This is a genomic window from Pseudomonas sp. MHK4 (assembly GCF_054600775.1).
The window spans coordinates 636,395-655,714 of the sequence record NZ_BAAIAK010000002.1; the positions used below are offsets into that span (position 1 = coordinate 636,395).

Genomic DNA, 19,320 nt, shown 5'->3' on the forward strand with positions numbered 1-19,320 from the left:
CATCTTCGATGAGTCATCACTGGCTTAATGCGCCTTGGTGAAAGGAAGAGATTGATGAGCACCGTCTCGATTAAACAACGTCATCGCGGTTCCACGACGGTACTCGCTCGGTGTCTGTCCCATTTCGATGCGAAAGTGCCTGTTGAAGTTAGATAGGTTTTCATAGCCAACATCAAAGCAGATGTCGGCCACTGACCTTTCTGTTTGCAGCAACAGTCTGCAGGCGCGCTGAACCCTGAGCTTGCGCATGAGATCTATGAAGCCGTGGCCGGTAACCCTTTTAAAGAAGCGCGAAAAACCTGGTTCGCTCATCTCCAACTGGAGGGCGATAACTGAAAGGCGGACATCACCTGTTAATTCAGTCAGCAGGTAGTCAAATGCCCTGTTGATTCTTTCGGAGCTGCGGGCGTCCAGCTTTGGCGTGTAAAAGGCGCTGGCGAGCATGTGAACGTTTTGGCCAGGCGCTTTGATGAGCGTATTGATCAATTGTAAAAACAGAATCAGACGCTCGAGACCTTGAGCCGGGCCGATCTCCTCTAACAGTCGCGCAGCCTGTACAGCTGTTGCGCCTGTGAACTCAAGGCCACGACGAGCATTTTCAAAAAGGTGTTGAAGTTCGCCCAGCTCAGGCAGCGTACCCCGTAATGCAAGGATCGCCGCGCCATCAAACTGCAGTACCACATCGCGTCCCGGCAGAAACTCTCCAGGTGCCACATCACCTATCCAGTCGTGGGGTAGATCGGGGCCGATCAGCGCAACATGACCTGCACCGAATGCACCTATGTAGTCGCCTGCAACCAGCTTGCCGCTTCCTTTGCGAATCAAATGAACTTCAAATTCAGGATGATGGTTCCAGCGAGCCAGGGAGTAGGGGTAGTCGTGTTCATACCAGCGAAAGAAATGATCAGGCTCGGGGAGAATTACCTCCAACTCGGCCGGTCGCTGCTCAAACAGGGCTGTTCGGTTCTCAGGCATGTCATGCCCCTTTTATAGTTGTTTTTCTTCGTACACGGCCAACATACGCTCTCTTGGTGGGCACGTGCTAGCTCACATATTGCGCACGACTAATACTTTTTTGATCGCGAGCTTGATCCGATTTCTCGGTTAAAAAAGTATCAGTTGGGCGTCCGTTATGCGTTTGTCTGGGGTTTTTTTAGGTGCTGTAATCAGGTCGTCCAATCATTGTGGGTCAGATGCATTTGACCAGCGGTGGTTAACAACAAAAATAATAGCTCCCGTCGTCCAAGGCGCGGAGCGGAGAGCACTACGATGAAAATCCCGAAAGCGCTTTTCCTTTCCGCTGGTCTGTCCTTCGCCTTTCTTAGTCAAGCCGCCGAAACAGTGACTATTGCCACTGTGAATAATGGCGACATGATCCGCATGCAGCGGCTCTCCAAAATTTTTGAACAGCAGCATCCTGATGTGAAGCTAAATTGGGTGGTGCTGGAGGAAAACGTCTTACGTCAGCGCCTTACCACCGATATCGCCACACAGGGCGGCCAATTCGATGTGCTGACTATTGGCACATATGAAACGCCTTTGTGGGGGGCCAAGGGTTGGCTTGAACCGTTCACGGCGTTGCCACCGGAGTACGACCTACAAGACATCTTTCCTTCAGTCCGTCAGGGGCTGTCGATCAACAATACGCTCTATGCATTGCCATTCTATGGCGAAAGCACGATCACCTATTACCGCACTGATCTTTTCAGGGACGCAGGGTTGAGCATGCCGGAGCATCCGACCTGGACGCAGCTCGGCGAGTTTGCCGCCAAGCTTCACCAACCTGATAAAGGGCTGTACGGGATGTGCCTGCGTGGCAAGGCGGGGTGGGGCGAGAACATCACATTGTTAAGTACTATGGCAAACGCCTTTGGTGCCCGCTGGTTCGATGAAAAGTGGCAGCCTGAGCTTTCCAGTCCGGAGTGGACGGCAACGGCGCACTTTTACGTCGATACCATGAAGAATTATGGGCCGCCAGGTGTGTCGAGCAATGGCTTCAATGAAACCCTCGCGCTGTTCAACAGTGGTAAGTGCGCAATCTGGGTGGATGCCAGTGTCGCGGGCTCATTTACTACCGATAAAGAGCAGAGCAAGGTGGTCGACAGTGTGGGCTTTGCTCCTGCACCTATCGAGGTGACCGACAAAGGTTCGTCGTGGCTGTATGCGTGGTCGCTGGCGATACCGGCCACCTCCAAACACAGAGACACCGCAAAAGCCTTTATCACCTGGGCAACGTCGAAAGAATACATCCAGTTGGTTGCTGAAAAAGATGGTGTCACCAATGTCCCGCCTGGTACTCGGCAATCTACTTATAACGAGGCCTACTTGAGGGCTGCGCCTTTCGCGCAGGTGACCTTGCAGATGATGCAGAACGCCGATCCTGCGCACCCTTCGATCAAGCCTGTTCCTTACGTTGGAATCCAGTACGTCACCATTCCCGAGTTCCAGGCGATAGGCACTTCCGTGGGGAAATTGTTTTCGGCCGCTCTCACGGGGCAGATGTCAGTCGATCAAGCACTCGCAGCAGCACAGACCTCCACCGAACGTGAGATGAAGCGCGCCGGTTACCCGAAGTAATCGAACGCCTTAATGGCTCGGGGCATCGGCCTCGGGCACACCCGCACCCAATCGGTTCTGAACGCTATGAATATTACAACCGCCAAAGCTCATACGGACGTTCTCCACCCCCAGTGCAAAAGCCGCGTGGCCAACCCTGGCTGGTTTTTGGTCAGCCCCTCGGTCGCTCTGTTGTTGCTGTGGATGATCGTGCCGCTGGGCATGACCCTGTACTTTTCGCTGATTCGCTACAACCTGCTCAATCCGGGTGAAAACGAGTTCGTCGGCCTAGAAAATTTCACGTATTTCCTGACTGATTCCGGGTTCCTGCCTGGCGCCACCAACACCCTGTTGCTAGTGGGCAGCGTGCTGCTGATCAGCGTGGTGCTCGGCGTACTGATCAGCGCCCTGCTGGAGGCCAGCGAATTTTTCGGCCGTGGCATCGTGCGGGTGCTGCTGATCTCGCCGTTCTTCATCATGCCCACCGTCGGTGCGCTGATCTGGAAGAACCTGATTTTCCACCCGGTATCGGGAATTCTCGCCTATGTCTGGACACTGTTCGGCGCGCAACCGGTGGACTGGCTTGCGCACTACCCGCTGCTGTCGATCATCATCATTGTCTCCTGGCAATGGCTGCCCTTCGCGATCCTAATCCTGATGACGGCAATGCAGTCCCTCGATCAGGAGCAGAAAGAGGCCGCACGCCTCGATGGCGCCGGGCCGGTCGCGATTTTCTGGCACCTGACGCTGCCGCACCTGGCGCGACCGATTGCGGTGGTGGTGATGATCGAAACCATCTTCCTGCTCTCGGTGTTCGCCGAAATCTTCACCACCACCAACGGCGGCCCCGGCTACGCCTCGACCAACCTCGCCTACCTGATCTACAACCAGGCGCTGGTGCAGTTCGACGTCGGCATGGCGTCGGCGGGCGGCTTGATCGCGGTGGTGATTGCCAACGTCGCGGCCATCGTGCTGGTGCGCATGATCGGCAAAAACCTGACTGACAAAGCCTGAGGCCCGCGCCATGACCCTTCAACAATCCCGTCGTTTGCAAAGCCTGCTGCTGGGCACCTTGGCCTGGGCCATCGCGATCCTGATCTTCTTCCCGATCTTCTGGATGGTGCTGACCAGTTTCAAGACTGAAATCGATGCGTTCGCCACACCGCCGCAGTTCATCTTCACCCCGACGCTGGAAAACTACCTGCACATCAACGAGCGCAGTGACTACTTCAGTTTCGCCTGGAACTCGGTGGTGATTTCCTTCAGCGCCACGGCTCTGTGCCTGCTGATCGCGGTGCCGGCAGCCTACTCGATGGCGTTCTACGAAACCCAGCGCACCAAAGGCACGCTGCTGTGGATGCTCTCGACCAAGATGCTACCGCCGGTGGGCGTGCTGATGCCGATCTATCTGCTGGCTAAGAGTTTCGGTCTGCTCGATACGCGTATCGCCCTGATCGTGATCTACACCCTGATCAACCTGCCGATCGTCGTCTGGATGATTTACACCTACTTCAAGGACATCCCCAAGGACATCCTCGAAGCCGCCCGCCTGGATGGCGCCACCCTGTGGCAGGAAATGGTTCGAGTACTACTGCCGATAGCCAAGGGCGGCCTGGCGTCGACCGTCTTGCTATCGCTGATCCTGTGCTGGAACGAAGCGTTCTGGTCGCTGAACCTGACCTCATCCAAAGCTGCGCCACTGACCGCATTGATCGCCTCGTATTCGAGTCCCGAAGGGTTGTTCTGGGCCAAGTTGTCAGCAGTGTCGACCCTGGCCTGTGCGCCGATCCTGATCTTCGGCTGGATCAGTCAGAAACAACTGGTGCGTGGACTGTCGTTCGGCGCCGTCAAGTAACCAATGGTCTTTTGCAAGCGCGAATTCAAGGTTCGTGCGCATTGATACAAACACAGCGGGGATTCATTTCATGGCCACTCTGAAAATAAAAAACCTGAAGAAAGGCTTCGAAGGTCTGTCCATCATTAAGGGCATTGATCTCGTTGTTCGCGATAAAGAATTCGTTGTGTTCGTTGGCCCATCGGGCTGCGGCAAATCTACATTGCTACGGTTGATCGCCGGCTTGGAGGAGGTCACCAGCGGCACTATTGAATTGGATGGTCGAGACATCACAGAGGTCAGTCCGGCCAAACGCGATCTGGCAATGGTATTTCAAACTTATGCGTTGTACCCGCACATGACGGTGCGCAAGAACATGTCCTTCGCACTGGATCTCGCGGGGGACAACAAGCAGGACGTCGAGCGCAAGATCACTGAAGCGGCACGAATCCTAGAGCTGGAGCGCCTACTTGAGCGTAAGCCAAAACAGCTTTCTGGAGGTCAGCGCCAACGAGTCGCTATCGGTCGCGCAATTGTTCGCAATCCCAAGATTTTCTTGTTCGACGAGCCGTTGTCTAACCTCGACGCGGCCCTTCGTGTGCAGATGCGTTTGGAGCTATCCCGGCTGCACAAGGAGCTGCAGGCGACCATGATTTATGTGACTCATGACCAGGTCGAAGCCATGACGCTCGCCACGAAGGTAGTGGTTCTTAATGGGGGTCGCATTGAGCAGATTGGCTCACCACTTGAGCTTTATCACCAGCCCGCGAATCTGTTTGTAGCAGGATTTTTGGGCACCCCAAAAATGGGCTTCCTCAAAGCCAAGGTGGTTTCCAACAATCATCTAGGGGTGGAGGTCGAGCTGGCATCTGGGCGGAGCCTGCTCATACCTCGCGACGGAAGCTCTCTGTCCGTGGGCAGTGAAGTGACGGTAGGCATACGTCCCGAGCACCTAAGCCTAAATGATCAAGGCCAACTGCCCATCATCACTGATGTAACTGAACGCCTAGGTAGCGACACCTTCTGTCACGTCGTCGCCAAGTCCGGCGAAGCACTTACCGTGCGAGTAAATGGCGACTGTGATGTTGCTTATGGAGAACATCGGTGGATTGCGCTGGATGTTTTGCATTGCCATTTGTTCGATGAGCACGGAAAAGCTGTAGGGCCGTTAAAACGTCTCGCTGCCTGATTTTTTCGCCACTCCAATGCCCTCGGTTGGGCGTACTCAATTTTCAGAAAACGGATGAAGAATCAATGAAACGACTAGAAGGTAAAAGCGCGCTGGTGACTGGCTCCGCCCGAGGCATTGGACGTACTTTTGCGCAGGCTTACATTCGTGAAGGGGCAATGGTCGCTATTGCTGATATCGATTTGGAGCGCGCTCAAGCTACTGCTGACGAGTTAGGGCCTAACGCTTATGCAGTCGAATTGGACGTGACCAACCAGGCCTCTATTGATGGAGCAATTGCTGCCGTGATCGCGCAGACGGGTAAGTTGGATATCTTGGTAAACAATGCCGCGTTATTCGATCTTGCTCCCATTACCGAAATCACTCGCGAGAGTTATGAACGCCTATTTTCGATCAACGTATCGGGAACCCTATTCACCTTGCAGGCGGCGGCTCGCCAGATGATCAGTCAGGGACATGGCGGGAAGATAATCAATATGGCCAGTCAGGCCGGTCGCAGAGGGGAGGCGCTTGTCGGTGTGTATTGCGCGACCAAGGCGTCAGTAATCAGCCTTACTCAGTCTGCAGGTCTCAATCTAATCAAGCATGGGGTCAATGTGAATGCCATTGCGCCAGGGGTCGTGGACGGCGAGCACTGGGATGGCGTCGACGCAATGTTTGCCAAATATGAGAATCGGCCATTGGGTGAAAAGAAAAGACTTGTGGGGCAGGAGGTGCCTTTTGGGCGTATGGGCACAGCAGATGATCTGAGCGGAATGGCTATTTTTCTCGCGTCATCTGAGAGCGATTACGTTGTAGCTCAGACTTACAATGTCGATGGGGGAAACTGGATGAGCTGACGTCTTAAGCTCACGGTTTTGATGAGGGGCTTCTAGCGGTCAAGACCACGCAGGTCTATGGCCGCTTTCACTATTGCCAGCTTTTTTGTAGCACCCTGCTTATTCTGCACTAGCATTTTTCGACGGGTATTTTCAGCTGTTCGCCCCTTGCTCTGATGCTTGGTCATTCCGGTGCCATCAACACCGCCAATGTCATGTTGACGAATTCTTCGTTCTTGCTGATAGTTGCCAGGGCTCCGCGTACGTTGTCTCCAACCTCACCTGCGCCTCGCTGTTCAACCCACAACGTCAGCTCCATAATCGCGGCTTCGAGGGCGAGTTGGTTCTGATGGATCTTGAAGAGTAGGGAAGGGAGTAAGTCTGCGTTCGACAGTGTGATTCCTCCCTGGAAGTGGACAGCGTAGCAAAGGTCTGTACGGCGGGCACGGCTCCGCCACAGAGAGTCCTGGTTGACCAAGTGATTTTGGTTTGAGTACAAACGAGGGCCCTTCGAGGGCCCTTTTTTTGCAAGTGTTAATGGGCGCAATGCGCCTCACTCAATTAGAAGATATCAATAGGAAGCTCAGTAATCAGCCGTATCTCGTCAATATCGACGTACCTGTAACCAGTCGTTGCACGATGGGTCGCCTGTCTAAGTCGGAACGATAACCCGTTAGCAGGGCCAGACTGAATTACGTACCGTATGTCAAAATCCCGTTCCCAGTGCTTGTTGTCTTTGTCCGGGTCGTAAACAAAGCGAGCAGTGTAAAACGGGTTGTTACTGTGAGAGTTATCCATGTTGTCGCCCCTTACATACCTAGCCATCACTGTCAGGCCAGGAATGCCGAATGCGGCGAAATTTAAATCATAACGTAGCTGCCAGGATCGCTCGTTAGCTTCACTGAACGTAGCATACTGCACTGCGTTTCCGATCGTAACTGTTCCACCCATGGTGCCGAAACCGATCCAATCCAAGGGTTCGTCGCCGTTGATCTGCTGGTGAATTAGGGAAACGGTATGGGCGCCGGAAGTGTAGGCGCTGGAGAGCGACCAAGAGGTATTGTTTATCGGGCCGGCTAGACTCTTACCATAATTTAGAGTTCTGTAAACGTTAAGGTCGAAGTTTAGCGTCCTTCCTTGGTCAATAGAGTAGGAATATTTAGCATTTCCATAGTATTGATGCCAGGCATCCTCAAGTTGCCCCGCGTATAGGCTTAAAGATATGCCGCTATCTTGGTATCTTCCACCTATGAAGCTTGCAGAGTCATATGTAATAGCTTTTCCGTTCCGTTTCAGTGCGTAGTCGGTAGTGAACCGATCATTGTCATTGCTTGAATCAACACCTGTTTGCCGGGTGAAATGGCCAGACTCTAACGATAAATTATCAAATTCGTTGACGTTGAGTTGAAGGCCTGTCGCTAAGCTAGGAAATAGTCGCACGGTGTTTACGGCTAGCACTGGCGTCATAGGCATCTGCTGGCCGTATTTTAACGTGCTTTTGGATAAGCGTGCCTTTAAAGCTCCACCAGCTCGAGAGTAGGAGTCATCAGGTTTTCCATCGCTACCATCTGGCAGTAGACGCAAACCTGTTGTTCCACCTCCGCTATTCAGCTTAAGGCCTAGAGCGCCTTGCGCATCTATGCCGAACCCCAGTAAGCCGGGTGTGAAACCAGACTGATAGTCCAACATGAAACCTTGGGCCCATTCTTCGGCATACCCGTTTCTGTCAGCAGGCGGTTTCGTTGCATTTGTGCCCGCTGAGTTCGAATTGCCGTGGCGGAAATCCCTATAAAAGAAGAAGTTTTTATTTGTGAGTGTGAGCTTTCCGCTATCAATGAGGGGGTTGCTGAGCTGTTGATCCGCCTCAGAAATTTCCGCTGCGGTCAGGCAAAATGCACCCGTCAAGAATAGAACGTGACGATACATATTGTGTACCTTCCTTAATTGTTTTTGTGTGGAAAGGTAATGCTGGGGTGGTATTTTTATTGAGTGTCGTGGGTTGTTATAATTTTTTCCTGCGCTACCTTAAGATGTATTTTCTTCGTGATAGCTCTGATCGAACAGAGCTAGGTTGCTTGTTTAACGTCGATAAATGTATTGCTAATTCGCAGTTGATTTTTCATCGGTAATAGTGAGTTGAGCTGTTGTTTAAATTCAATCCCGCATACTAGGTTTGCAGTTGATATATTTAATAAAGCAGGACGGCCAATCGAGTGGTTTTTACACGCAGGACATCGATTAAATTATATTAAAATCATCCTTGTCCTTGGCAGAGTTACCACCAAGGACATCAAGACAAGGAGCTGATTAAAATGATCGAGGTAGGCCGAGCCAACGCTCTCCGAGCAAGTTCGCGAGCATATCGTCGGTCAATGGGGCGAACGAATACAGGCGAATGTCGCGATAGTAACGTTGCATTGGATACTCGAGGTCGAACCCAGCTCCTCCCATGGTTTCCATTCCTGTTCGCACAGCCTCATTTGCTGCCTTACTCGCAGCGAGCTTGGCAATAGCGCTCGAGACTTCAATGTTGGCTTGACCCTGTTCCTCTGCGACCGCCGCCATCTGGGTGGTGAGCCAAGCTTGTTCCAGCGCCACTCCTGCATGCACCAAGCGATGTTGAAGGGATTGGAACTGACCGATGGGACGGCCAAACGCCTGTCGGTCTCGAGCATACTCAACTGCGAGCTGTTGAGCGCCGCGGCCGATGCCCGTTGCTACCGCTGCGGCGTTCAGACGCTCTGAATTAAGGGTGCTCAAGACTTGAATGAAGCCTTGGTCGACCTCTCCCAGCACCGCGTCATCGGAGAGAGCCACGTCGTCGAATGCAACGGAACAGGTGTCATAACTATTAATCGCGAAGGTGTTGATTTCAGAGGCCGATACACCAGGAGTAGGCTTGTCGACGAGGAACATCGTCACTCCCCGCGAACGATGCTCACTGGTGCGAGCGAGCACTATCAATAGATCGGCGTGCATTGCACCGCTGATCCAGTATTTGCTGCCGGTCAATCGCCAGCCATTATCGGCACGACGAGCATTGGTGCGCATCGCTTGAAGAATGTCTGTGCCACCACTTTCCTCTGTCAGGCAAAACGAGGCCTTGATGGCGCCTGCGCACAGTTTTGAAAGGTATTTGTCCTGTTGGGCGGGAGTGCCGTACTGACGAAGTAGCCTTGTCGCCATGAACTGAACGACACCAAAAACGGCCATCGATGTGGCCATCCGGCCCAAGGCCTCGAGTGTTAGTACCTGGAGTTTTGGGGTTCCACCAGCGCCCCCAAACTCCTCTTCAATCCCGACTCCCCATACCCCCAGTTCTGCCAAGGCCTTATGTAAGCCGAAATCAAACTGCTTCTGGTTATCCATTTTTTGTACATGGTCTACCGGAGAAACACGTTTAACGGTTCCTTCGACAGCTTCGCAATAAAGTCGCTCTTCATCGGACATGGGTAACAGCATTATTCATCTCCTGACTTTTCTTTTTGTAGGTTTTGTAGCCCCAAGTGGCGATGACACCTGGGACGGCAGGTAAGGTGGTGGCTTATTCAGGCTTGCCGACGGTCAGCGCATGTTTCGGCATCATCGTTAGCATGGCGACAGCTGCAACAACCATGATCAAACTGATCGCGTACATACCTGCGTGATCTTTACCGGTTACCTCGCGAGCCAAGCCGATGATTGATGGCGCAGCAAATCCGCAAAGAGAGCCTAAGGAGCTCACCAATGCGATCCCTGCTGGTGCGCTTTTTCCTTTCAGGTAGGTGGCTGGGATGGCCCAACAAACAATTATCGCCCCGCTGAAGCCAAATGCTGCCCCGCTGAGTAGCGCTAATGACAAGCCCAGAGAGTCGGAGAGTGTCGACAGTGAAAGCATGGCAGCGCCAAAGAGGACACTGATGCAGTAATGAAGGCGTCTTTCCCGACGTAGGTCAGAGCTACGTCCAACCAGAATCATGCCAAGTGCAGCACAGCTGAACGGAATCATGGCGTAGAGGGAGATGTGCGTGATGCTGGCTACACCGAGTTTTTGGATCATCGACGGTAGCCAAAAATTGAACGCATAGGTACCGAGGGCGGAGCTGAAATAGAGAAATGCGAGCACGTAGACACGGGGATCTACGAGGGCACTGAAGATTGCTTCACCACTGTGCGCATTGCCAGCTTCGGGATCTTGGGTAGCCTTATCACGAGTCATGAGGTCATGATGCAGTGCTTTTTCCTCTTCACTCAGCCAGGCTGCTTGCTCGGGCCGATCACACAAGAGTACGAAGCAGGCCACACCGATGAAAATGATCGGTAGTGCTTCCAGAAGAAATAGCCAGCGCCAACCAGCCATGCCAGCGACACCGTTCATTCCTTCCATGATCAGGCCTGAAATCGGGCCGCCCAGGATAGGCGCAACGAGAGTCGCAAGAAGCAGGGTGCCGGTTACCCGACCGCGTAGATAGCTGGGAAACCAAAAACTGAGATAGAGGATGACTCCAGGGAAGAAGCCAGCCTCGAAGATCCCAAGAAGCAGTCGTATCAGGTAGAGCTGTTGGGCTGTTGAAACCAACATCGTGGCAGCAGAAGCAAGACCCCAAAGAACCATGATTCGGGTCATGGTCTTACGAGCGCCAATCTTGTCCAGCAGCAAATTACTGGGGATCTCAAACAGGGCGTAACCAATAAAAAACACACCGGCGGCAAAACCGTATTGGCTTTCAGTGATACCAAGATCCGGTAGCATTTGAAGCTTCGCATAACCGATGTTGACCCGATCGAGGAAGGCGAATACATACGCCACAAATATCAAGGGTAGAACGCGCAATGCTATTTTCTTGAACAGGATTCTGTTAGTGCTGGATGCGTCTGCGAGGCTCCAGTTGGAAGCATCTATCGTCGATTTCATGGTGAGTCCAGTTTTGTTATTGTGCGGACTTCGAATGAAAGGCGCGCGTGGACGCCTTTCACCATTTAGGCTTACTCGGATTTAATAGAGTTTCTCAGTATTCCAATTCCCTCAACTTCTACTTCAATGACATCCCCAGATTGCATCCACAATGGAGGGGTTCTAAATGCTCCAACGCCGCCTGGTGTCCCAGTAGCGATCACATCTCCTGGGAGGAGCTCGGTGAATGTCGAGATGTACTCAATCAGATCCGGGATTTTGAAGAGCAGGTCGTCAATACCCTCACGTTGAACTACTTCTCCATTCAGTCGAGTCTCGAGCACGAGCTTATCGACATTGGCGATTTCGTCTTTGGTGACTATCCAGGGGCCAAAACTTCCGCTGCCTACAAAATTCTTCCCGGCGGTGAATTGCAAGGTGTGGCGTTGCCAGTCACGAATCGAGCCGTCGTTGAACAGGCTGTATCCCGCGACATGGGCCATGGCATTCTCTTTGGAGATATGTCGCCCAGCTCTGCCTATTACCACAGCCAGCTCACCTTCGAAATCGAAGTTGGTCGAAGCTTTTGGCAAAATCATGGGTCGTTCATGGCCGACCTGGGCACTAGCGAAACGGGTGAACAGCGTAGGATGTTTCGGCGTTTCACGGCCTGTTTCAATAATGTGCTTGAGGTAGTTGAGACCCACGCACAGCACTTTGTCTGGATTGGGTATGACCGGCAGCCATTCGACGTCTTTAGTGTTCAGCCGCGGCGCGGTGGCGAGCTTGGCGAGATCTGCCAAGCCGTCATCGGACGCTAGAACGGAGCGTAAATCGGCGTATTTGTGACCCAACACTGCGCCGGCGTCCACTACAGTATCGCCATCAACGACACCATACGAACGGCGTCCATCATGGATGAAGGATGCAATCTTCATTTGTAGTCTCTCTGGCTCACTCGAGGATGATCAGGACATGGCCATCGTCGACATTGTCGTTCTCGGCCACCTTGATTTCTTTGACGATGCCAGCGTCGTCCGCTTCCACAGGAATCTCCATTTTCATGGACTCCATGATGATTACCTCGTCACCGAAGTTGATCTCTTGGCCGACCTGGACGTTGATCTTCCAAATATTGCCGGCCATAGGCGCTTTGATTTCGCTCATCAGTTGCTCCTTTCTTTTTTATGGTGTTAAACCGGGTAGATCCCGTTGCGGCGATCGATACGGGGAATCGCGCGACGGCTGTAGAGCGTGAAGCGTTGAATCAGCTCCTCGCGAAGTTCGTCGGGGTCTACCACGGCCTCAAAAGAGAACTGGTCTGCTGGGTCGAAAGCGTTGATGTCCTTGGAATACTCTTTTTGCTTCTCGTCGATGAAGGCGGCACGGGCCTCACCCTCGAGGGTTTGAATTTCATTGAAGTGGATAGCGTTGATCGCGGCGTCTGGGCCCATCAGGGCGGGCATTGCACCTGGTAGGGCAAGTTGCGCATCTGGCTGTGTTGGAGCTCCCGACATACCCAGGTAGCCGCCACCATAGCCTTTGCGAACCATCACGGAGATACGTGGAACCTTCGCTTCGCAGACTGCATGCAGGAGCTTGGCGCCATGGCGAATAATCCCGGCTTTCTCTACAGCGCTGCCGATCATGTAGCCGCTGATGTCCTGAAGGAACAGCAATGGAATATTGAAGGCGTTGCAAGCCCAGATAAAGCGGGTTGCCTTGTCGGCGCTGTCGTTGAACAGCACGCCACCTTTGTTCTTTGAGTTGTTAGCTACGATCCCGACTGGACGACCACCGAGATAGGCGAAAGCGGTGTAAGCCTCTTTGGCGAACAGCGCCTTCACTTCGAAAATAGACCCTTCATCGACAAGAGCTTCGACGAGCTCTTTTACATCGAACGGACGGTTCTGGTCGGGAGGAACAATCTCAGTGAGGGAGCGCTTGGAGCCGGGCATCTTCGACTCCCGAAGAGGAGGCAACTGACTGTTGTGGCTCGGGAAGAATCGTAGATAGTCGGCGGCAGCTTTCAGCGCTTCCTCTTCAGTTTGTGCCAAGTAGTCGCCCAGACCGCTCACGGCGCAATGCATGCGGGCACCGCCCATTTGCTCTTCCGTGACTTTCTCACCGATTGCCATTTCGGCGAGTCTAGGTGAGCCGAGGTAGGCAGTCGCTTTCTTGTCTACCATGATGACCAAGTCGCACAGGGCAGGGACATAGGCAGAGCCTGCCGGTGACGGGCCGAACATGACGCAGACCTGCGGTACAACTCCGGAAATCTGGACTTGGGTGTAGAAGATGTTCCCCCACGCGATGCGTCCCAAATAGCAGTCGAACTGGCTATCGATACGAGCGCCTGCACTGTCGACCAGGTAGATGATCGGCATCTTGGCTTCGACGGCAATCTCTTGCATGCGCACTATTTTGCGGAAGGTGTGGTAACCCCAGGTGCCTGCTTTGATCGTCATATCGTTGGCGATGACGGCGACTTCCTGGCCATTGATCTTGCCGCTTGCGGTGACCACAGCGTCACCCGGCATCCCGCGCGATGCGCCTACCAGAAGTCCGTCCTCAAGGTATTTGCCGTCGTCAAAGAGGATAGCGAGGCGATCACGTACCAAGAGTTTACCTTGGGACTGGTGCTTTTCTTTGGCCTTCTCCGAGCCACCAGCACGTGCAATTTCGACACGACGTTGCAGCTCTTTTACGTTCTCGTAACCGCTCATGCTTTCACCTCTTTCTTATTAGCAAAGAATTTCTCGATACCGCGACGAAGTTCATCCGAGCACATGAAGGCAGGGCGCAGGCCGCGCGCGAGCTCCAGTCCTTCGGTGAGACCCACGGATGAGATTTTGTGGAACGCGTGTTTACCGCGACGGACGGTGGCAGATTCCAAGGCTGCGAAGCTCTTGACCAGTTGCTCTACCAGGCCATCTATCTCATCGGTCGAGGTGACCCTGTTTACCAGTCCCATGCGAGAAGCCTCATCGGCGTCAATGGTGCGACCCGTCAGGGCAAGATCGAGCGCGTGACGTTCGCCCAAGCGACTCACCAGGGCGGGCAGGATGAAGAGAGGGAAGAGGCCGATCTTGATCTCGGGGGATCCGAATTTGGCGTCTTCGCTGCAATAGGCGAAATCGCAAGCTGCGACAAGACCGCAGGCGCCGGCCATTGCTGGGCCTACCACGCGTGCAATCACAGGTTTGCTGAGCGTGGGAATTACGCTGAATAGGCGCTGCCACGGTTCGCCGGTTTCCCACAATTGAGTACCGCCGGCATCTACAGTGGAGAGGAACTCATCAAGGTCGCCTCCAGAAGAGAAGCAGTTCCCCTCACCGGTAATCACGATCGCGCGAATATCTTCTTCACGATCCAGCATCAGCAGGGTTTCTACGAGTTCGCCTGCAGTCACGGTGGCGATGGCGTTCCGCTTGGCTGGGTTGCTGAGGGTGATTGTTGCGCAAGGGCCTCGGCGCTGGACAAGAAGCTGCGTGGTGCTCAAGGGAATCTCCTTTTTTGTTTTACTAACCGTTGTTAGTTTTCGAGAATATAGCTAGGCTTTGTTTGCAGCACAAGCCCGGACGATGCTTTTCGTCTTTTGCCGTTGCATCCCTATAGATATGGGGTGTGGCTGACGGCATAGTGCCGGGGCTTATGACTTACAACTGTTAGTTTTAGGAGATGATCGTGACAGAACAAAAACTACTAATCGCGAATCGGGGCGAGATCGCGTGCCGGGTTATTCGCTCAGCCAAGGCTCTCGGCATTCCCACCGTTGCTGTCTATTCCGAAGCGGATGCTGAGGCTCAGCATGTCAAAGCCGCTGATGAAGCATTCCTGATTGGCCCGGCCAAGGCGGCTGAAAGCTATTTGGATGCAGGGAAGGTGCTCAAGGTAGCCAAGGAAAACGGCGTAACGTTGGTGCATCCAGGCTATGGGTTTCTTTCGGAGAACACCGATTTCTCCGATGCCTGTGCGGCTGCTGGAATTACCTTCATTGGCCCTACAGCCGAGGTAATCAAGGCAATGGGTGACAAGCAGCGCTCGCGCCATTTGGCTATTAAGGCGGGTGTTCCGGTTCAACCAGCCGCTGAAAACGTGTCCGCCGAAGATCCTGAGGTGCTGCTGAAGGCTGCCGAATCTGTCGGCTATCCGTTGCTGGTGAAGGCGTCCGCTGGCGGGGGTGGGATCGGTCTGAAACCTGTTTATTCGCCAAGTGAGCTTGTTGAGGCCGTTGCGGGTACTCAGCGTATGGCTGAGCGTGCTTTCGGCGATGGCACTGTGTTTCTAGAGAAGTTGATCGAAAGCGCGCGCCACATTGAAGTGCAGGTCTTTGGTTTTGGGAATGGCGAAGCGGTGCATCTGTTCGAGCGTGACTGCTCCATACAGCGTCGCTACCAAAAGGTTCTAGAGGAGTCGCCAGCTCCCAACGTTCCGCAGGACGTGTTGGCTCATATGGCTAACGCTGCGGTTAACCTTGCTAGGCTCTGCCGTTATGACGGCGCTGGCACCGTCGAATTTTTGTATGACGACAAGTCCCAGTCTTATTTCTTCCTGGAAATGAATACCCGCATTCAGGTCGAACACCCTGTGACTGAAGCCATAACTGGCGTCGACCTTGTCGAAGCGCAAATTCGTCATGCCCTTGGTGAGAATGTCGAGGGTGAGCTAACTCAGCAGTCAATTCAGCGTAATGGACATGCTATCGAAGCACGTCTTTATGCCGAGTCACCCGAGAAGAAATTCATGCCTGCTCCCGGTCTGATTGAAGAGTTGGTGCTTCCGCAGATTAAGGGCGTTCGTATCGACACAGGCTTCATCGCTGGCGATCGAATCACGCCGTTCTATGACCCGATGATTATGAAAATCATCGCGCACGGTAAGGATCGTGCCGAAGCTGTCGTTCGCCTTGAGAAAGCCCTGACGGAGTTGAAAATCTCCGGGCTTAAGACGAACCGACAGTTTTTGCTTCGCGTCTTGGCGGAGCCAGCCTATCTGGATGCCAACGTAAATACCCGCTTCATCGACCAGCACAGCGAAAGTCTTTTTGCTCTCGCTCAGCCTGTTTAAGGGAGACTAAACCATGGCTGTCACCACTCCGAACGTACCGGGTATCGACGCTCTTTCAGAGCTTGCTTCGCGCTATATCAGTGTTGAGTCTCTTCCATGGAAGCCCACTCCAACCCCTGGTATCGACATGAAGATACTCATGCAAGACAAGGAGAGTGGATTGCTCACGGCGCTGTTCCGCTGGGCTCCAGGTACCCGCTTGCCGTTGCATGAGCATGTAGAGGTCGAGCAGACCTATGTGCTCGAAGGCAGCATCGTGGACGACGAAGGCGAAGTGGTCGCTGGAGATTTCGTATGGCGCCCCCGTGGCAACCAGCACCTGGCTCGATCCCCCAATGGCGCGCTGGTGCTTTCTTTCTTCCTTCGCCCGAACAAGTTCCTGGAAGGCGAACACGCAGGCCAGAATCTGGAGTAATGAAATGAGTGATCTACCAAAGCAAATCTGGATCAACGAAGAGGGGCCGCGAGAGGGTTTCCAGATCGAGCCGACCTCTATCGCTCTTTCGCGCAAGACTCAACTGATCGAGGCCCTGGCTGAGACAGGTCTGAAGCAAATCGACTGCGTGTCTTTCGTGAATCCCAAGCGTGTCCCAGGTATGGCAGATGCTGACGAGTTAGCCGCCGCGATCAAGAAGAAGGATGGTGTACGTTACACCGGCTTGTGGCTGAATCAACAAGGGCTTGAGCGAGCCTACAAGTCGCAGTTGGACATCATCGGGGCTATTCGCGTGACGGCTTCAGAGGCGTTCTCGGTCAACAACACAAACAAGGATATTGAGCAGACGCTTGAGGAACAAAGGGCGTGGCTCAAGTCGTATGCGGAGCACAACATACCTGTTGAATGGGGTTATGTGATGACAGCATTTGGGTGCAACTACGAAGGGTACATGCCCATTCCTCAAGTAGTCCGAATGGTCGGAGAGGTTCTGAAACTCGCGGCTGAGGCCGATGTTCAGTTGAAAGGCGTTTACCTCGCAGATACGGTCGGTTGGGCTAATCCGCTTATGATGGAGAGGACAATTGGGGCTGTGCGTGAGCGTTGGCCTGATCTGCCGCTCGGTTTGCATTTGCACGACACGCGAGGTACTGGCTTGGCGAACGTCTATGCGGCACTCAAGCTTGGCGTGGCTAAATTTGATAGCTCGTGCGCTGGTCTGGGGGGCTGCCCATTCGCAGGGCATCGCGGTGCAGCGGGGAACATCTGTACCGAGGATCTCGTCTTCATGTGTCATGAGATGGGTGTTGAGACAGGAGTGGATCTCGATAAGCTTATTGAGGTCGCCTACCTGGCAGAGGACGTATTCGGGCGCCAGCTGCCCGGCAAGGTTATGCATGGCGGGAGCCTGACCAGATACAAGAAGTCGTAATGTCCGAGCTGTAATGAAAAACCCCACCGGATCAGGTGGGGTTTTTGTTTTCAGGTGGGCTGGAATCCCACCATGCGCAACGAAAGCTCGATGTGTTGCTTTTCCAGTTCCTCAAGCCCCAGTCTGCCCGTGGGCTGATACCAGGTACAAATACCGGTCAACATCGAGATCAGGGCCTTTGCCGTGAGATTGCAGTCGGACACATTGAAAATACCTTCCTGCACCCCGTCTTCGATTATCTGGCGAACCCGCCGCTCATATTCTGAGCGAAGCCGGCTCACCATGCGGTAGTTGTCCTCGTCGAGACTGCGAAGCTCCATATTACCGATAAAAACCTCTTTGCGGCGCTCGGTATGGAAATGCAGATGAACACCGATCATGGCTTCAAAGCGCCGATAGGTGGTGGGCTGGAAATCCACCTTTTCAGTAAATTCCATCAGGAGGTCGCGCATTACGGCCTTGAGAACAGTGGCCAGAAACTCCTGCTTGTTGCTGAAGTAATTGTAGAGAGAGGCAGCTTTGATGCCCACTTGCTCGGCAAGATCTCTCAGTGTCATCGCTTCATAGCCATACTTGGCAATGAGCTCCACCCCGGCGGTATGAATGGCTAGTTCGGTGACTTCTCGTTTCGCGCCTACAGGTCGCATCAGTTCAATTTCTCAATATGGGGGAGAGGATGGCTCAACGGGTCAGGAAGCCGCCATCCACAGGAACCATCACGCCAGTAATATAGCTTGCTAGCTGCGAGGTCAGAAATACTGCTGGCCCGACCAGTTCGTGCGGCTCACCTGTGCGCCCCATTGGAACGTGGCTTAGAAAGGCTTCAAGCTTGCTGGAATCCTGGCGAGTAGCCTCCGACATTGCCGTGGGAAAAGATCCAGGCGCGAGCCCGTTTACTCGAATGCCATCTGCGGCCAGCTCGGACGCTAGAGCTTTGGTAAACTGCAGTACGGCACCTTTTGAGGTGACGTAGCTTGAGAGCGACGCCAAGCCCGAGGTGAAACTATGGATCGATCCAATATTGAGAATTGAGCCTTTCGTTTCTTTCAAATGAGGTAAAAAGGCATGAGTGGTGTTGAACATGCCGGTTACGTTCACAGCTAGAGTGCGACGCCATTGCTCCGGGCTTTTCTCGCTAGAAAAAGGTTCCCGGAACAGCAAGCCGGCATTGTTGACCAAAGCTGTAATGTTTCCAACTTCGCTTCTGACGAGATCCGCGAGTGTGCGGCATGCCGCTTCGTCGCAAATGTCCAGAGAGAAGGCAAACGCTTTTCCACCTTCGTCAATGATGCTTTTCGCGGTTGCGGAGGCAGTTTTCTGGTCAATGTCTGTGACAACCACCGTCGCGCCGGCAGCCGCGAAACCATGTGCAAGGGAGGCGCCGTTTCCTCGTCCGCCACCGGTAATCAGCACGATCGCATTGTCGAGGCGCAGAGATAGGTTAATCATGAAGGATCCTCTTGTTTTTACTATTGGAAACTAACAATCGTTATTTTTAGCTCCTTTAGTGATTATTTCAAGGGTAATCGCGATTTTGCTGATGGTTTCAGCGGTTTTATCGTGCGCACCTGATCTATTTGTAGGCGAATCTGGCATGAGATGCTTCATTTTTT

19 protein-coding genes are annotated in these 19,320 nt (G+C 53.4%); 8 read left to right on the forward strand and 11 right to left on the reverse strand.

Annotated elements, in window-relative coordinates:
• Positions 1–24: 24 nt before the first annotated feature.
• Entirely contained in the window at positions 25–975 is a 951-nt protein-coding gene (locus ACYP2Q_RS07870) for an AraC family transcriptional regulator (protein WP_400749154.1), read from the reverse strand.
• 294 nt (positions 976–1,269) lie between these two features.
• On the opposite strand from ACYP2Q_RS07870, the gene ACYP2Q_RS07875 reads away from it, so the two are divergent.
• From ACYP2Q_RS07875 to ACYP2Q_RS07895, 5 genes are all read left to right on the forward strand, one after another.
• Positions 1,270–2,577: an ABC transporter substrate-binding protein gene (locus ACYP2Q_RS07875; protein ID WP_459729960.1), complete on the forward strand. Its 1,308-nt coding sequence runs from the start codon at positions 1,270–1,272 to the stop codon at positions 2,575–2,577.
• Positions 2,578–2,643: 66 nt separating this feature from the next.
• Complete coding sequence (locus ACYP2Q_RS07880; RefSeq protein WP_400749160.1) at positions 2,644–3,570, forward strand: carbohydrate ABC transporter permease; 927 nt, start codon at positions 2,644–2,646, stop codon at positions 3,568–3,570.
• Positions 3,571–3,580: 10 nt separating this feature from the next.
• Positions 3,581–4,411: a carbohydrate ABC transporter permease gene (locus tag ACYP2Q_RS07885; protein WP_007936731.1), complete on the forward strand. Its 831-nt coding sequence runs from the start codon at positions 3,581–3,583 to the stop codon at positions 4,409–4,411.
• A gap of 70 nt (positions 4,412–4,481) precedes the next feature.
• Entirely contained in the window at positions 4,482–5,579 is a 1,098-nt protein-coding gene (locus ACYP2Q_RS07890; protein ID WP_459729961.1) for an ABC transporter ATP-binding protein, read from the forward strand.
• Between the two features lie 65 nt (positions 5,580–5,644).
• Complete coding sequence (locus ACYP2Q_RS07895; RefSeq protein WP_459729962.1) at positions 5,645–6,418, forward strand: L-iditol 2-dehydrogenase; 774 nt, start codon at positions 5,645–5,647, stop codon at positions 6,416–6,418.
• 163 nt (positions 6,419–6,581) lie between these two features.
• Here the strand turns inward: ACYP2Q_RS07895 and ACYP2Q_RS07900 are convergent, their stop codons facing one another.
• From ACYP2Q_RS07900 to ACYP2Q_RS07935, 8 genes are all read right to left on the reverse strand, one after another.
• Positions 6,582–6,791: a hypothetical protein gene (locus ACYP2Q_RS07900; RefSeq protein ID WP_459730096.1), complete on the reverse strand. Its 210-nt coding sequence runs from the start codon at positions 6,789–6,791 to the stop codon at positions 6,582–6,584.
• Between the two features lie 167 nt (positions 6,792–6,958).
• Positions 6,959–8,323, reverse strand: coding sequence for an OprD family porin (locus ACYP2Q_RS07905; protein WP_459729963.1), 1,365 nt, complete (start codon positions 8,321–8,323; stop codon positions 6,959–6,961).
• A gap of 381 nt (positions 8,324–8,704) precedes the next feature.
• Positions 8,705–9,859, reverse strand: coding sequence for an acyl-CoA dehydrogenase family protein (locus tag ACYP2Q_RS07910; RefSeq protein WP_459729964.1), 1,155 nt, complete (start codon positions 9,857–9,859; stop codon positions 8,705–8,707).
• 82 nt (positions 9,860–9,941) lie between these two features.
• Positions 9,942–11,291, reverse strand: coding sequence for an MFS transporter (locus ACYP2Q_RS07915; protein ID WP_459729965.1), 1,350 nt, complete (start codon positions 11,289–11,291; stop codon positions 9,942–9,944).
• 71 nt (positions 11,292–11,362) lie between these two features.
• Positions 11,363–12,208, reverse strand: a complete 846-nt coding sequence (locus ACYP2Q_RS07920) for a fumarylacetoacetate hydrolase family protein (protein WP_459729966.1) — start codon at positions 12,206–12,208, stop codon at positions 11,363–11,365.
• Between the two features lie 16 nt (positions 12,209–12,224).
• Complete coding sequence (locus ACYP2Q_RS07925; RefSeq protein WP_122854836.1) at positions 12,225–12,437, reverse strand: acyl-CoA carboxylase biotin carboxyl carrier protein subunit; 213 nt, start codon at positions 12,435–12,437, stop codon at positions 12,225–12,227.
• A 26-nt stretch (positions 12,438–12,463) separates the two neighbouring features.
• Positions 12,464–13,996, reverse strand: coding sequence for an acyl-CoA carboxylase subunit beta (locus ACYP2Q_RS07930; protein WP_459729967.1), 1,533 nt, complete (start codon positions 13,994–13,996; stop codon positions 12,464–12,466).
• Entirely contained in the window at positions 13,993–14,772 is a 780-nt protein-coding gene (locus tag ACYP2Q_RS07935) for an enoyl-CoA hydratase/isomerase family protein (RefSeq protein WP_459729968.1), read from the reverse strand. Before ACYP2Q_RS07935 ends, ACYP2Q_RS07930 begins: the two co-directional genes overlap by 4 nt.
• Before the next feature lie 185 nt (positions 14,773–14,957).
• Here ACYP2Q_RS07935 and ACYP2Q_RS07940 point away from each other — a divergent pair, with 185 nt between their 5' ends.
• From ACYP2Q_RS07940 to ACYP2Q_RS07950, 3 genes are read left to right on the forward strand one after another with little or no spacing between them, the layout of a single operon-like run.
• Positions 14,958–16,340: an acetyl-CoA carboxylase biotin carboxylase subunit gene (locus tag ACYP2Q_RS07940; RefSeq protein WP_459729969.1), complete on the forward strand. Its 1,383-nt coding sequence runs from the start codon at positions 14,958–14,960 to the stop codon at positions 16,338–16,340.
• Between the two features lie 13 nt (positions 16,341–16,353).
• Positions 16,354–16,755 (forward strand): cupin domain-containing protein, encoded by a 402-nt coding sequence (locus tag ACYP2Q_RS07945; protein ID WP_122854839.1) that lies wholly within the window; start codon positions 16,354–16,356, stop codon positions 16,753–16,755.
• Between the two features lie 4 nt (positions 16,756–16,759).
• Positions 16,760–17,707 carry a hydroxymethylglutaryl-CoA lyase gene (locus ACYP2Q_RS07950; protein ID WP_459729970.1) on the forward strand — a complete coding sequence of 316 codons (948 nt, stop codon included), beginning with the start codon at positions 16,760–16,762 and terminating at the stop codon, positions 17,705–17,707.
• Between the two features lie 50 nt (positions 17,708–17,757).
• Here the strand turns inward: ACYP2Q_RS07950 and ACYP2Q_RS07955 are convergent, their stop codons facing one another.
• The gene (locus tag ACYP2Q_RS07955; protein ID WP_122854841.1) at positions 17,758–18,354 is read right to left on the reverse strand and encodes a TetR/AcrR family transcriptional regulator; all 597 of its coding nucleotides are present in this window, start codon (positions 18,352–18,354) and stop codon (positions 17,758–17,760) included.
• Between the two features lie 34 nt (positions 18,355–18,388).
• Entirely contained in the window at positions 18,389–19,156 is a 768-nt protein-coding gene (locus tag ACYP2Q_RS07960) for an SDR family NAD(P)-dependent oxidoreductase (RefSeq protein WP_459729971.1), read from the reverse strand.
• Positions 19,157–19,320 lie beyond the last annotated feature (164 nt).